This window comes from Myxococcus vastator, from assembly GCF_010894475.1.
Taxonomy (GTDB): Bacteria; Myxococcota; Myxococcia; order Myxococcales; family Myxococcaceae; genus Myxococcus; species Myxococcus vastator.
Genome location: NZ_JAAIYB010000198.1, coordinates 1 through 14,235, shown reverse-complemented (window position 1 = coordinate 14,235; position 14,235 = coordinate 1). Strand labels below are relative to the sequence as shown.

The following is a 14,235-nucleotide window of genomic DNA, read 5'->3' as shown; positions in this document are numbered from 1 at the left end:
GGGTGGCACCACACAACGCCTGCATCCGCCCTGAAGGATGCAGCGGAGGGATGGGTCTGTCTTTACCACCCGGGTGGTATGGGCATTGGCGACGCGCTGTGCCGAACCCCCTCCCCTTCCATTTATTTGATTTTTTGGGCATACCACCCGGGAGGTACAGACCCTCCCGCTGATCACTGACAACCTCACGCGGTAATGCGAAGCGCCCTTTGCGTCGAACTCGTGGCATCGGTTCCGAAGGAGCACACACCAACGCATTCAAACCGAGAACGGGGCAGGTCTCCCGGCGAGGTGAGGGGATGAGCTTTCCAACATGGGAAGTGGAGCTGAAGCTGCACGAGCGGGTCATTCAAGACGACCCGCTGGCTTCACAGGATGTGTTCCGGGTGTTCATGGACCCCATCCTGAGAGTCCTGCGGTATGAGATGAGCTGCCAAGGCGACGAGGCCTATGATTCGGCGGTTGATGCGGTGCTCGACTACCTGCGCAACCCCCTGCGCTATGACCGCCAACGCGCCAAGCTGTCCACGTACTTGACGCATACGGCCAAGCGGCGGGCCATGGACCGGCAGCGCTCCAGCCAGGCGCGCGTCCGAAGAGAAGAGAAATTTGGCGGGGTATTCGCACTTCGCGCGCCGGCTCCGAAAGAGGCCATGGAGCTATCCGTGGAGGCCAGCCTCGCCGTGAAGAAACTCGAGCAAATCAACTTCCGCACGGAGGAGCGCAAGCTCCTGGGGCTCGTACTCCAGGGCGAGAACAGCACTCCCGCGCTGGGGAAGGTGCTCGGACTTGGCGCCTTGCCGAAGGTGGAGCAACAGCGCGAGGTGAAGCGGCACCGGGACCGGCTCATGAAGCGATTGGCGCGCATTGGAAAGGAGGATTCCGATGACGAATCCTGAGTGGCTTGAGCTGGCGGCCCGGCGCAGCAAGAGCGAAGCCTGGATGTTGGGCCATGCGTTCGACAAGTATCGGCAGCTCGAAGGCATGTCCGAAGAGGGACTGGCCAAGGAGCTGGGATGCTCCGTGGAGACGCTGAACTGGATGGCCTTGTGCCGTCGTCCGGAGGGCGACCACTTCAATGAGCAGGTAACCGCCATCGCGGAGCGGCATGGCGTGGATGACTACTTGCTGCTCCAGGTGTTGGGGCGGCTGAAGGTGGTGGAGGTCTTCCAGGCGTCTTCCGCGGACGGCTCGGCGCAACAGGGCGGCATGCTGATGGCGGCCCAGGACCGCGAGCGGGACGACGAGCCCCAGACATGACCGAACCCTGGTTGAGGGAGGCGGTGGCTGCCTCCGGGCTCCCGCCTCCCACGTCGTTCCCCCGGAACCTCGCGCGTGACGCCGGAAGGGCGTTGTCCCAGGTCGTGACGATGGTGGTCCTGAAAGGGCTGACGTCCGCGTCTGTCGCGAGCTGGCTCACCCGAATGCGAATCGACCATTCGGTCCCCGCGACGCCCCGCCGGTTCCGTGGCTGCATGGTGGCCAACAAGGGCCACGGCATGCTGTTTCGCGACAGCAATGACAGTGAAGACGACCAGCGCTTCACCCTGGCGCACGAGGTCTCCCACTTCGTGCTCGACCACAGAATGCCGCGGGCGCGTGTGCTCAAGAAGTATGGCGCGTCGTTCATGGCGGTGCTCGACGCGCTGCGCCCCCCGACCCTCGCGGAGCAGCTCGCGCTCGCGCTGGACCAGCTCCCCATTGGCATCCAGGTGAAGCTGATGGACCGGGACGCCGAAGGCATCATCCAGTCTGGCAGCGTGGCGCACGCGGAGTGGCGCGCGGACCGGCTCGCGTTCGAGCTGCTGGCGCCCGCCGACGTCGCGTATCCGTTCCTCAAGACAGTGGACGCCAGGAGCGGTCCGGCCCAGCTCGCCGCGCGGTTCGGGCTGCCGCTGTCACAAGCGCGGACCTATGCCCGGATGCTCACGCGCCGTGAGCGGCTCCAGGCCGGTTCAGTGGTCGAATTTCATCGGTGAAGCTGGGAGGCAGGCATGGCTGGTGGTTTCCCCTTCGAGGGCGACGCAGAGCTCGTGGGCGACGACGACTTCCGCAAAGCCTTTGGCGAGGACCTGAGCGCGACACTCGACCTCGACACCTGGTCCCAGGGGCTCGACATCGAGGGCATCATGGACCGGTTCCGGTCTGAGATTGCCGGCGCCGTCGACAAGGAAGGACGCGCGCGGACCATCATCCGCAATGAGGTCTTCCCGCTCATCGCCAACCGGCCCGGAGCGCCGAAGAAGGCCGGCGTCTACCAGACCACGGCGGAGGAACTGGAGACCATCCACAACGGCCTGCTCTTCACGGGAAGGGTCGAGGCCATCCATGGCAGCACGACCAACCATGAGAGCCTGCCGCTGGGCATCACCCAGCTTGGCATCGCCCTGGTGGGCTACGGAGGCACGTCGGGCACCTTCTCCCAACGTCTGTTCCGCAAGGAGATGGCCCAGCAGAGCGCCAGCCCCGTGCAGGATGCACTGGACTGCATCTTCAGCCGGACGCGCCGCTCCTCGGGCCCTCGCCAGGACACGCTGTCCAAGCTGGCCCGGCGTGGCATCCGGACCTATGCCGAACGGGCCGTCCTCGTGGAGAAAGCCAGCGCGGAGTGGCGTATCGGGCACGGCAACCCCTGCGCCTTCGAGCTGCTGTCCGGCTCTGGCTACCGGAGCCTGCTGGTGGCATCCCTGAAGGTGCTCCGGAAGCTTGTTCAGCGCCACCAGAAGTTCGTCTTCGTCTCCAGCGAGATGGAGGAGCGCGGCTTCCTGACGCTGGGCCACGCGCTCCGCGCGGGCGAGTACGCCATCATCGAAACCCTGGAGCGCTTCGGCGAGCGTGTCGTCAACCGGTGGGAGTACGAGGGCGACAGCTCACGGCTGGCGCAGTCCTTCGTGGAGGAGTGCTGCCCGGACATCGTGTGTGGCGTGTTCCGCGCGTCCGAACGCACGCCGCCGCGCGCCTTCTACGCGCACAGGGAACATGTCGACTTCGCGGTGCGAGTGGCCCTGGCCGACAGCATCCTCCGCCCGGAGCGAGGCTTCCCGATGCTCCTCGACGTGGCGGAGACCGCGTGCCGCAGCGCCTTCGGCGAGGACGGCTTCCTGGGACTGATACACGATGCCTACGCCCAGGCCGGAGCCCACCTTGAGTACTTCACCGACCGGATCAAGAGCAGGTAGCAGGCAGGAGGAGAATGAGCATGGCTGATGACGGCAGGGGGCAGCGCTCTTCCGAGGCAGGGACATTCCGGGGACCACCGTCCCGCTCCGCGCAGGTGGCGGGCAGGCCCGCACCGGGCCAGGAGCCAGCAGGTGACCGAGGCACAGCCCACGGCAACGGGCCCGCCAGCATGGCTTCCGGGCGGCCGGGGTCGGCGCCGCCCAACGGCAGACCCGCCTCCGCGGCGCAGGCGACGCGCGCCACGCCGAGCCCGCTCCCAGCAGGTGCCCGCCCTGGAAGTGGCTCGGGGAGGGTGCCACCGGCCTCCACCGCATCCGGCCCCAACCCTGGCGCGGCCCGGCCCTCCGCCGGCATGAGTGGCCCGCAACGAGCCACGCCCGCCCAGGCCGCGCCGGCAATGAATGGCAGGGCCCCCCTCCCCGCGCCGGCTTTTGACGGAGCCTTCCAGCAGACGCCGGCGGAGACTCTCCAGGCGTTGGACGCGCTCAAACAGCAGGTCAAGGCCAACGCCCAGTTGGATCCCGAATTGGAAACGGCGGTGGGCTTCACCCACTTCGACGTGTCGGCCAGCCAGGACAACCTCATCACCGTCCTGCTGACGCGCGAAGACCTGCATCAACTCGCCTCCCAGACCTTGGTCCGGGTGAAATCCCGGGAGGACCAGCGCGCCTATCTCGGCGTGGTGGTGCGAGGGCCCTTCGCTGAACCCAACGCCGTGCCCGCCAACTCCACCATGGCCATTGGTGTCGTCACGCATGGCAAGAAGCTGGCGTACACCTTCGACTATCACGGGCGCGCGGAGATAGAGATTGTCGGCGAAGAAGTCGATGGGACGTTGAAGCCGCCGCGCTTCCGGCCTCGCCCGCAGAGCCCCGTCTTCCTGCTCGACGAGGCGGAGAGCACGCGGGTGCTGGGCACCAGCGGAGACCTGTGCCTGGGGCTCGTCGTGGGCTACGAGAAGATGGAGGCCCGGCTCAATCCCCGCGACAAGTCCATCCTCCCGCGCCACACGGGCATCATCGGTACGACAGGTGGAGGCAAGTCGACCACGGTCGCCACGCTCATCCACCGGGCGCAGCGGGAAGACATCGCCACCATCGTCTTCGATGTGGAGGGGGAATACACGCACGTGGACAAGCCCACGGACCAGGCCGCCATGCTCGAGGCGCTGAAGCGGCGCGGCCAACGGGCCGAGGGCGTCAAGGACCTCCACATCCACCACCTCATCGGACGCGAAAGCCTCAACGAACAGCACCGGAACAGCCGCGTCTTCTCGTTGAAGTTCTCCAGCCTGTCCCCCTACGCGCTCTCTGAGATTCTCAATCTGACAGACGCGCAGCAAGAGCGCTTCCTCAAGGCCTACGACGTCACCAAGCAACTGCTTGAAGACTTCAGAATCTATCCGAAGACGGAAGACGAGCGCGGCAAGGCGCTGGAAGTGGATGAGCTGTCAACGGGCTATCCGCACATGACCATCGACCACGTCCTGGACGTGGTCAGCGCGTACATCTACAGCCTCAGCAATGAGGGGAAGACGGAGGCACCCGAGAAGAAGTCCCGGACCCCGGCTCGGAAGCAGGCAGCCGCCGCCGAAGAGAGCGACGACCACGACGAAGAGGCCGAGGACGCGCCCAAGCCGCGCAACCGCGGCGTCCTCCTCCAGACGGAGTTCAAGAGCGACTTCGGCAATGTCATCGGCCGGGTCCGGGCCAACCCGAGCCGTCACTCGGTGAGCTGGAGGACCCTGTCCAGCAAGCTGCGGGGACTCAAGCGCCTGGGCATCTTCGACGTCAGCAATGCGCAGGGCGTGGCCTATGAGTCCATGCTCAAGCCCGGCCGGGTCTCTGTCATCGACCTGTCGGACACGGACTCGCCGCAGCTCAACAACCTGGTCATCGCCGACATCCTGCGAGGCCTCCAGGACGCGCAGGAAGAGCGATACCAGCGAGCCCGGGAGAAGAACTCCGCCGTCACGCCGGTCCTCATCATCATCGAAGAGGCCCACGAGTTCCTCTCCGCCAGCCGCATCGCCCAGATGCCCGTGCTCTTCGAGCAGGTGGCGAAGATCGCCAAGCGGGGCCGCAAGCGGTGGATGGGGCTCGTCTTCGTCACCCAGCTTCCACAGCACCTGCCCAACGAGGTGCTGGGGCTCATCAACAACTTCGTCATCCACAAGATCGCCGACAGCTCCGTCATCGCCCGCATGCAGAAGTCGGTGGGCAGCATCGACGAAAGCCTCTGGAGCCGGGTGTCGCGGCTGGCGCCCGGTCAGGCGCTGGTGTCGTTCAGCAACTTCACCCGGCCGCTGATGGTCGCGGTGGACCCCGCACCGGTGAAGCGGCTGCTGGTGGAGTGACGCGCGCCCCACGTTTCATCCCCCGACACCTCCGGTGCGGGGGACTGGACGCGCGCGCCAGTCCTGGCCTGATAGCGGACATGGACCGACGAATGAAGGCCGCGCTCGCAATCATGGCCCCGCTGCTGCTCACCGCTTGCAGCGGAGGCTCCGACGATGACGGCGAGGCCTGCGCACAGGTGCGGGTGTTCGCCCGGCCCGCCTCGGGCGACGCCGAGTGCCGGAGCTTCGCGACGCCGTGCGACGTGCCCCAGGGGTACGTCGGATGCTGCGGTGGGTTCTACGGCGACTGCGTGTCGGCGGGGACGCAGTGCGTGGACGACCCGCTGGATGCCTGCTCGCCTGGCTCGGGGGCGACGGACTGCCCCGGCATCTGCCAGTGACGCTGGGCGCGGGAGACTACGGCTCCTTGCGCTCCGCGTCGGGGGACTTCGGCGCGTCCTGGCCCTCCCGCTTCCGGTAGCCCCAGGTGGAACTCCACATGCCGGGCCCGGTGAAGAGCACGGTGATGAGCGTCATCACCGCAGCGCCAATCAGGATTTCGAACACCATGCCGCGCACTCCCCTCCGCACACAGTCCGTGCGGCAAGCTCGAACCCCGCCGCTGGCCGCTTTCATGCCGTAACGCCCAGCAGGAAGCAATGCGCGGGAATCCAGAGCGCCTGCCAACGACGCGGCACCCCGCCTGCCCGCCCGCGATGGAGTAGTCTCGCGGCCCCATGTCACGCCCCTTTCCTCCTGCGTCGCGGGACCGCGAGCGCCTCCGCGCCGCTGCCCTGCTGGCCACCCTCTTGTCCCTGTCCGCCTGCGAGGGGCGTGAGATGCCACCGGGGCCCGGCCCCGAGGAACCGTGTGTCGGGGCGGCCTGTGTGCCGCCGCAGCCGCCCGACACCGCGGTCGAAGGCAGCGTGCGCATCGCGGCGTTCAACGTGCAGCGGCTCTTCGACACGGTGTGTGACTCGGGTGAGTGCGGCGGCAGTCACTACGAGGCGCTGCCCACCCCGTCTGAGTTCGGCCTCCAGGCGGACCGGCTCGCGTCCGCCATCTCGCGACTGAACGCCGACGTGGTGCTGCTGGCGGAGGTGGAGACCCAGGCCTCGCTCGACGCGCTGACGTCACGGCTTCCCCGCTTCGGATATTCGGAGCTGGGCGAGACAGGCGCCCCGGCGTCCGTGGACGTGGCGGTCCTCTCCGTTCACCCCATCACCGACGTGCGCGGGCATCGGGAACGCACGCTGTGGCGCCCGGATGGCTCCGCCACCCGGTTCTCCCGCGAGCTGCTGGAGGTCCACCTGGACGTGGACGGGAAGAAGGTCATCGTCTTCTCCGCGCACTTCCGCTCCAAGTCCAACGACGACCCCGGGCGCCGCTTCGCCGAGGCCGTGGCGACGCGGGACATCGTCGCGGGCGCGGCACGGGCGGCGCCAGACGCGCTGGTCGTCCTCGGGGGAGACCTCAACGACGTGCCGGGCTCGGAGCCCATCACCGAGGTGGAGCGCGACGGCGCGCTGCTGCGCGTCGCCAGCGACCGGCCGGACAGCGAGACGTGGACGTATGCCTACTACGGCGACCTCCAGGCCATTGACCACCTGTACCTGGCGCGCGGCGGGGGCTCGTATGTGCCTGGCTCGTTCCGCACGGCGAGGGACCCGCGAGGCGGCTATGGCGGGTCGGACCACGCCGCCGTGTACGCGGACTTCATGCCCGCGCCTTGAGCCCGGCTCAGGCCGTCGCGGGAATGGCCTGGATGTCGAGCTCGAGGTCGATCTTCTCACCGACGAGCCAGCCACCATTGTCGAGCGTCTTGTTCCAGCGGATGCCGTACTCGGTGCGATTGATGGTGGTGCGCGCCGAGTAGATGAGCCGCATGTTGCCCCAGGGGTCCTTCGACGTGGCGGTGTGGCGGGCGTCGAAGGCCACCGGCTGCGTGACGTTGCGGATGGTGAGGTCGCCCATGAGCCGGAAGCTGGCGCCGCCCACGGGTTCAACCCGGGTGCTGCGGAAGGTGATGGCGGGCGAAGCCTCCGCGTCGAGGAAATCCGGAGAACGCAGGTGCGCATCCCGGTCTGGCGCGCCGGTGTAGATGCTCGCCGTTTCCACGGACATCTCGACTTCACCCTGAGTGGGCTGCTCGGGATTCACGCGGAGGATTCCAGAGAAGCGCTCGAAGCGGCCGTGGACGCGCGCCACCACCATGTGGCGCGAAACGAAGAGGACAGACGAGTGGGATGCGTCGATGTTCCAGGTGCTGACGGACATGGGGGCGCTCGGCGGATGAGGGGACGGGGTGCAATCAGTCCAAGCCGGGGTGGGTCGGCAAGCGGACCCCGACTAGATAATGACCCACTCATTGAAACTCCATGCACACGGTGTGACGAGGCCGAGGGCACGGTGGGCCGCCTGCGAAACACGACAGTCTGGAAACCAAGAACACGGACGCGCCGAGCCGCTGTCATTTTGCGTAAAGCTTGAAACAGGGGGATTCTGCTTTCACGGCCAGGCCGGGGGGAGCCGAACCATGTGACAGTGCTCCTTGCCGCCCCGTGGCCGCGCCGCCTCGTCCTGGAGCCACGTCATCGCATGCGGATTGCTGTCATCGCCACGTACACGCACCCCACCCGGCTGCGCCTCAAAGAGCCCTCCATCATGCAGTCCTCCGTGCCGGAGCTCATCGCCGGCCTGTGCCCAGCGCACGCGGAGGTGGAGATCTTCAACGAGAAGGAGTGCGACATCCCCCTGGACCGCCACTGGGACCTCGTCTTCTTCTCCTATCTGCACTCCTACTACGAGCACACCAAGGTGCTCTCCACCCTCTTCCGCCATCGAGGCATGACGACGGTCGCCGGCGGCCGTCACGCCAGCTACTTCCCCGACGACGCCCAGCAGTACTTCGACGCCGTCATCACCGGCGAGCCCGAGGCCAACGTGCCCGCGCTCATCGAGGACTTCGAGAAGGGCCAGCTCCAGCAGCGCTACCAGCGCCCGCCGCTGGGCCCCGCCGCCATCCGGCCCTACCGCTACGAGCTCATCGACTTCACCCACAACAAGCTGCGCCTGCCCGGCATCGAGGCCTCGCGCGGCTGCCCCTTCTCCTGCAACTTCTGCGTCCTCACCGGCAACGAGCGCTACCGCTACCGCCCCGTCGCCCACGTCATCGACGAAATCCAGCGGCACATGCGCTGGAACCCCAACTTCATGGGGCTGATGGATGACGCCTTCATGTTCCTGGACAACAACCTCGGGGGCTCACCGAAGTACCTGCGCGAGCTGTGCGAGGCCCTGATTCCCCTCAAGAAGACCTGGGGCTGCGCCCTCACCTTCAACGTCCTCAAGGACGAGTCGCTGGTGAAGCTGATGGCCAAGGCGGGCTGCCGCTACGTCTACACCGGCCTGGAGTCCCTCAACCCCGACTCCATCAAGGCCATGAACAAGGGCCAGAACAAGCTGAGCGAAGTGGACGCCGTCATCCGCCGCGTCTTCTCCGCCGGCATCCTGCTGTCCTTCGGCCTCATCGTGGGCTCGGACGGAGACACCAACGACTACCTGGAGAAGCTCCCCGAGTACCTCGCCGACCTCCAGTACTTCTCCGTCACCTTCCTGGGCATCGTCTGCCCCTACCCGGAGACGCCCTTCTTCCGCGAGCTCCAGGCGGAGAACCGGCTGCTGCCGGGCACCTTGAGCCGCGACTACGACGGCTACACGCTCTGCCACCAGCCCAAGCACCTGCACCCGTCGGAGGTGGTGGAGCACTTCCACCGGCTCTGCGCGCAGCTCGGCAGCCTGCCCAACATCGCCCGCCACTACTGGTCCAAGCTGACGATGAGCGACATGCCCCGGTACAAGCAGACCATCCTCTTCTCCGGGCCCGAAATCGTGAGCATCCGAAACCCGCTGAAGAACACGGCGCGCCGCTACATCGCCGGGCAGGACGCCCTGGAGTACTGGGACACGCAGCAGATGGCCCAGCTCGGCCTCCAGCCGCAGCGGCTCACGTGAGCGCCGCCGCGGCCAGGTGCGGCGCCGCGTCCTGGGGCCCGGACTCCAGCCGCTCCACCCGCCGCAGCTCCGCCCGCGCGTCAATGGCGGTGAAGATGTCACGCGCACGGGCCAGCAACGCCGTGCGCCGGTGAGGCAACGCCGCCGCGGCGTCCAGGTAGGCCACGCCCGTCTCCCAGCGGTTGGGCGTGGCCTCCAGCACCTCGAGCGCGCGGTCGAACAGCGGCTCCGCGGCCTTCGCGCCCCGCTTGAGCGCCTTCGCGCGCGCCATCACCCGCATGGCCGGGCCGCGCAGGTACGGATAGAGCGCCCCCAGGGCCCGCGCCTTGAGCGCGCAGCGGCGGTAGAGGGCCCACAGCTGCTCGCGCGGCACGGAGACGGCGCCCTGCTCCAGCGCGAAGAGCGCGCCCTCCGCCGCGTCCACGAGGCCAATCTGGAGGAAAGGCACCAGCACGTGGTAGCGCCACAGCGCCTCGTCGGCGCGCACCGCCATCAGCGCCGCCTCCTCCACCTGGTGCTCACGCACCGCCACGTTGACCAGGTGATTCAGGCTGGCGCACTGGTTGGCCAGGTCCTGCACGTCGATGCTGATGCGCAGGCCCTCCTCCAGCTCCGCGCACAGCTCGCCCACGTCCCCATCGCCCCGCAGGTAGCGGCACATGGGGACCCACGCGTGCGACCAGCCCTGGTGCATCAGCGCGTTGAGCTCCACGCCCACGCGGCCCATCTCCCGGAAGGCCCGCTCGGCGTCCTCGAAGCGCGAGGCCAGGAACTGGCTGGTGGCCAGCATCATCAGGCCCGTCTGCACCTCCCACATGTCCCCCACCTGCCGCAGCAGCGCCACGGCCTGCTCGCCGTACTCCGTGGCGCGGGCCTGCGCGTTGGTGAAGATGGCCTGCGTGGCCAGCCGGCTCAGCGCCACGCCCTCCGCCGCCGTATCCCGTGAGCGCCGCGCATGCACCAGCGCGCGCTGGCACCAGTGCCCCGAGCGCCCCACCAGCCCCGAGCCGAACAGCAGGGAGCCGTAGTAGCTGGTCGCCAGGCTCAGGCCGTACTCGCTGCGCGAGCGCTCCGCCATCGTCGTGGCCACCAGCGTGGCCCAGGTGAGCTTCCCGATGTCCGCGAAGTAGTAGATCTTGATGAGCGAGATGAGCGTGGACAGCTGCTTCAAGTACAGCGGCAGCCGCGCGCCCAGCGGCCGAACCAGCCAGGGGAACAGGCCGTAGAGCAGGTGCAGCCCCATGGCCAGCACCGCGCGCAGCACCAGCGCCGCCATGCTCCGCGGCATCGTGCGCCCCATGAGCTCCAGCGCCGTCTCCAGCTCCTGGATGGCGCGCTTCGACTCGCCCTTCTCCTGGTGGGCCCGGCCCAGGCCCAGGTGAATCTCCGCGCGGCGCGGCACCTGCTCCTCGTCCGCCAGGCACTGCTCGAACATGAGGATGGCGCCCGCGTAGTTGCCCGCGCTAAGCAGGGTCTCCGCCAGCTCCTTCATCACGACGCGCGTCTTTTGCAGGACCTCCTCCGGGTCCAGCGCGACGGTGCCCCCCAGAATCTCCATGGCCCGGTTGTAGTGGTGGACGGCGTCGTCGTTGGCGTACTGCTCGCGCGCGCTGCGCGCCGCCATCAGCGTGTACTCCAGGCCCTTCACCTCGTCGTTCCCCGCCAGCGAGTGGTAGGCAAGAATCCCCGCGGACTTGACGGGGTTGTCCCCCGCGCGGGCCTCGATGAAGCGCGCCATGCGCCGGTGCAGGTCCTCGCGCGCGGACACCAGCAGCGTGGTGTACGCCACGTCGCGGATGACGATGTGCTTGAAGATGCAGGTGAACGGCTCCTCCAGCTCCAGGAGGATGAGCCCCAGCCGCGTCAGCGTGTCGATGGCCTCGCGAATCCGCTCCGGGGACACCGAGCCGGGCGCCAGGGCGGCCACGGCCTCCAGCGTGAAGATGCGGCCCACCACGGAGGCCACGCGCACCACCAGCTTCTCCGTCTCCGTGAGCAGGTCGATGCGCGTCAGCACCACGTCCTGGATGGAGTCCGGCAGCTCCAGCCCCTGCAGGCTGCGCTTGAGCTCCAGCCGCTCCGCGCCCGGCGCCACCGGCCCCAGGTAGCCCTTCTCCACCATGCCCTGGACGATGGACTCGGTGAAGAACGGGTTGCCCTGCACCTTGGCCAGCAGCAAGTCCTCCAGCGCGGTGTCCGGCGTCTCCATGCGCAGGTGCAGCCGCAGCAGCGCCCGCGTGTCCTCGTCATCCAGGCTGGACAGGTCCAACCACCGCAGCCCGGGCAGCCCCTTGAGGCTCTTGAGGTGCTCGCCCGGCCGCATCGTCACCAGCAGCGTCACCCGCAGCGGAGACAGCCGCGCGGCGACGTACTCGATGAGGTCCACGGAGATGTTGTCGGCCCAGTGCAGGTCCTCGAAGAAGAGCAGCACCGGCGTCTGGCGCGACAGCTTCTCCAGGAGCTGGAGGATGACCTGGAAGAGCTTCTGGTTCTTGCGCCGGGCATCCAGGTCGCGCGTGAGGGGTGACTCCTCCACGGGCAGCCCCAGGATGCCCGCGAGCACGGGGATCCACTCCGGCCCCGTGTCCTCCAGGCCCGCGAAGCCCTGGCGCAGCCGGGACAGCTGCGTCTCCACGTCGTCGCCTTCATGCAGGCCGAAGAGCTGGACCAGCACCTCCTTCCACGGGAAGAAGGGCGTGAACATCTCGTACGAGTAGCAGATGCCGTAGAGGCTGTGGGCCCCCCGCGCCTCCGCCACCTCCACCACCTTCGCGCCCAGCCGCGACTTGCCGATGCCCGCTTCGCCCGACACCACGCAGATGCGGCCGTGGCCCCGCAGCGACTCGTCGACGGCCTGGCGCAGCGCCTCCACCTCGTGCTGCCGGCCGACGATGTCGCCCTTGCCCTTGAGGAACAGGCTGCGGCGCACCTCCGCCGACAGCCGGTAGACGGGCACCGCGCGCGACACGCCCTTGAGCCGCGCATCCTCCACGAACTCGGTGTCGAAGCCGCCCTGGTGCAGCTTGCGCTCCGTCTGCGCGTCGATGTGGATGCCGCTGCCCTGCCCGTGCGTCATCAGGCGGGCGGCCATGTTCACCACCTCGCCCAGCGCGGAGTAGCCCTTGCGCCAGGGCGAGCCCATGTCGCCGAAGTAGGCCGGACCGGTGGCGATGCCAATCTGCAGCGACGCGACGAAGGGGAAGGACTCCCGCTCCCGCATCAGCTTGCACGCGAGCCGGCAGGCCAGCACCTCCTTGCTCTGCAAGGCCGTGGGCGCGCCGAAGATGACGTAGAGGACGTTCCCCTTGTCGGTGAAGTCCGTCATCAGCAACACGCCGCCGTGGTGCGCGCTCTCCCGCTGGACGTATTCGTAGAAGGCGTTCAGCTCGCGGGTGTAGTCCTCTGGCCGCGCGGACACACGCTGGCTGTCGAAGCGGAGGAAGAAGCAGGTGACGTCGCGGAAGTCGCCGCTGAACTCCTGGTGCGCCGTCGTGATTTTCGTGAAGAGCACCGGGTGCAGCAGCAGCGAGCACCGGGCCACCAGCTCCGGCCCCGAGGGCAACACGAAGGCAGGCGCGGGAGGCACGCGCAGCGCCGCGGTGGGCGCCAGGCGGTACGCGTCGCCGCGAGCCTCGCCTTGACGGGCCGGCTCCGGCAGCAGGGCCCACGCCTCCGGGCTGAGGAGCACCTCCCCCACCGTGGCCCGCTTCTCCGCCGCCACCGCCTGCGCCAGCGGCTGGCCGATGAGCGCGGGGTGCATCCACATCCCCGTGGCGCCCAGCACCACCCGGTGGGCCTCGCCGAACCCGATGCCGATGCGCGACGACACGCTGAAGCGCTGGCCCAGCAACTCCAGGTGCGCGAAGCGGGACAGCCGCTGCTGGACGTCCAACGCACACCGGGCCGCGCGCTGCACCGCGCCGCTGGCGTCCATGCCCGGCTCCACCTCGAAGCAGGCCAGGATGGAGTCACCGGCGAACTGGTAGATGTCGCCGCCGTGGTCCTTCACGACGTCGATCATCTCCGTGTAGTAGCTCGTCAGGAGCCGCTGGAGCGCATCGATGCCCCGGGGCCCCGCACTGCTCAGGCTGACGACGATGGGCGTGAAGCCCGCGATGTCCAGCAGGAGGATGGCGCCTCGCACCGGCTCCACGAGCGGCAGCGCGTGCGCCTCCGTGTGCTCCAGACGCCGGAGCACGGCGCCGGGGATGTAGGGCGCCAACGTCGCGAGGATGGGGTCGATGTCCACCGGAGACATGGCCATGCGCTCAGCCCAGGGCGTTGAAGCGGATCCACATGGCCAGCACGCCTACCACCGCATAGAAGCCAATCTCCACCGTCTCCGACACCGGCTGCGCCTTCTTCAGGGCGCCCCAGGTGTGGACGACCACCATTCCCGCACACACCCAGCCGATGAGGTCGAAGATGGCGGGGCCCGGCCGTGACACGAAGCGGGCCGCCGTGAGGATGATGGCCAGCGCCACCGCGCCCAGGCAGCGCCCGAAGTACACCGTGAGGTGATTGTTCCCCTCTGGCAGCCGCCACCCGAACCAGCGCGCCCACGTCAGGGGCATCAGCAGCAGGGGAAGCGCGATGACGACCAGGAAGAGCGTCCCGGCGATGACGAGGAACCAGCTGGCGAGCGGATGGTCGGGACTGATCATGATGGCGCACTCGAGACGACGCGGCCCGCCCTGCCTGGG

At 68.2% G+C, this 14,235-nt stretch carries 12 protein-coding genes; 8 read left to right on the top strand and 4 right to left on the bottom strand.

What is annotated here, in order from left to right:
* Positions 1-299 precede the first annotated feature (299 nt).
* The 6 genes from G4D87_RS20170 to G4D87_RS20145 all read left to right on the top strand — a co-directional run bounded on the left by G4D87_RS20170 (position 300) and on the right by G4D87_RS20145 (position 5,919).
* Positions 300-899 (top strand): sigma-70 family RNA polymerase sigma factor, encoded by a 600-nt coding sequence (locus tag G4D87_RS20170; protein WP_163783693.1) that lies wholly within the window; start codon positions 300-302, stop codon positions 897-899.
* Entirely contained in the window at positions 886-1,260 is a 375-nt protein-coding gene (locus tag G4D87_RS20165; protein ID WP_163783692.1) for a hypothetical protein, read from the top strand. Before G4D87_RS20170 ends, G4D87_RS20165 begins: the two co-directional genes overlap by 14 nt.
* A gap of 110 nt (positions 1,261-1,370) precedes the next feature.
* Positions 1,371-1,979, top strand: a complete 609-nt coding sequence (locus G4D87_RS20160; protein WP_275902293.1) for an ImmA/IrrE family metallo-endopeptidase — start codon at positions 1,371-1,373, stop codon at positions 1,977-1,979.
* A gap of 15 nt (positions 1,980-1,994) precedes the next feature.
* The gene (locus G4D87_RS20155; protein WP_163783690.1) at positions 1,995-3,179 is read left to right on the top strand and encodes a hypothetical protein; all 1,185 of its coding nucleotides are present in this window, start codon (positions 1,995-1,997) and stop codon (positions 3,177-3,179) included.
* A gap of 14 nt (positions 3,180-3,193) precedes the next feature.
* Positions 3,194-5,536: an ATP-binding protein gene (locus G4D87_RS20150; protein ID WP_163783689.1), complete on the top strand. Its 2,343-nt coding sequence runs from the start codon at positions 3,194-3,196 to the stop codon at positions 5,534-5,536.
* An 80-nt stretch (positions 5,537-5,616) separates the two neighbouring features.
* Positions 5,617-5,919, top strand: coding sequence for a hypothetical protein (locus G4D87_RS20145; protein ID WP_163783688.1), 303 nt, complete (start codon positions 5,617-5,619; stop codon positions 5,917-5,919).
* Between the two features lie 16 nt (positions 5,920-5,935).
* On the opposite strand, the gene G4D87_RS20140 is transcribed toward G4D87_RS20145, so the two are convergent.
* A complete protein-coding gene (locus tag G4D87_RS20140) occupies positions 5,936-6,088 on the bottom strand; it encodes a hypothetical protein (protein WP_163783683.1) in 153 nt (50 codons plus the stop codon).
* A gap of 167 nt (positions 6,089-6,255) precedes the next feature.
* Here G4D87_RS20140 and G4D87_RS20135 point away from each other — a divergent pair, with 167 nt between their 5' ends.
* Positions 6,256-7,251, top strand: a complete 996-nt coding sequence (locus tag G4D87_RS20135) for an endonuclease/exonuclease/phosphatase family protein (protein WP_163783687.1) — start codon at positions 6,256-6,258, stop codon at positions 7,249-7,251.
* 7 nt (positions 7,252-7,258) lie between these two features.
* On the opposite strand, the gene G4D87_RS20130 is transcribed toward G4D87_RS20135, so the two are convergent.
* Entirely contained in the window at positions 7,259-7,795 is a 537-nt protein-coding gene (locus G4D87_RS20130; protein WP_163783686.1) for a YceI family protein, read from the bottom strand.
* 321 nt (positions 7,796-8,116) lie between these two features.
* Between G4D87_RS20130 and G4D87_RS20125 the strand changes: the two genes are divergently transcribed.
* Complete coding sequence (locus G4D87_RS20125) at positions 8,117-9,532, top strand: B12-binding domain-containing radical SAM protein (protein WP_205507653.1); 1,416 nt, start codon at positions 8,117-8,119, stop codon at positions 9,530-9,532.
* On the opposite strand, the gene G4D87_RS20120 is transcribed toward G4D87_RS20125, so the two are convergent.
* Together G4D87_RS20120 and G4D87_RS20115 are read right to left on the bottom strand one after the other, a co-directional pair.
* On the bottom strand, positions 9,525-13,790 hold the full coding sequence (locus G4D87_RS20120; protein WP_163783685.1) for an AAA family ATPase: 4,266 nt from the start codon (positions 13,788-13,790) through the stop codon (positions 9,525-9,527). The genes G4D87_RS20125 and G4D87_RS20120 overlap by 8 nt on opposite strands.
* Positions 13,791-13,800: 10 nt before the next feature.
* The coding region (locus G4D87_RS20115; RefSeq protein WP_240358431.1) for a hypothetical protein at positions 13,801-14,235 on the bottom strand (435 nt) is incomplete at its 5' end.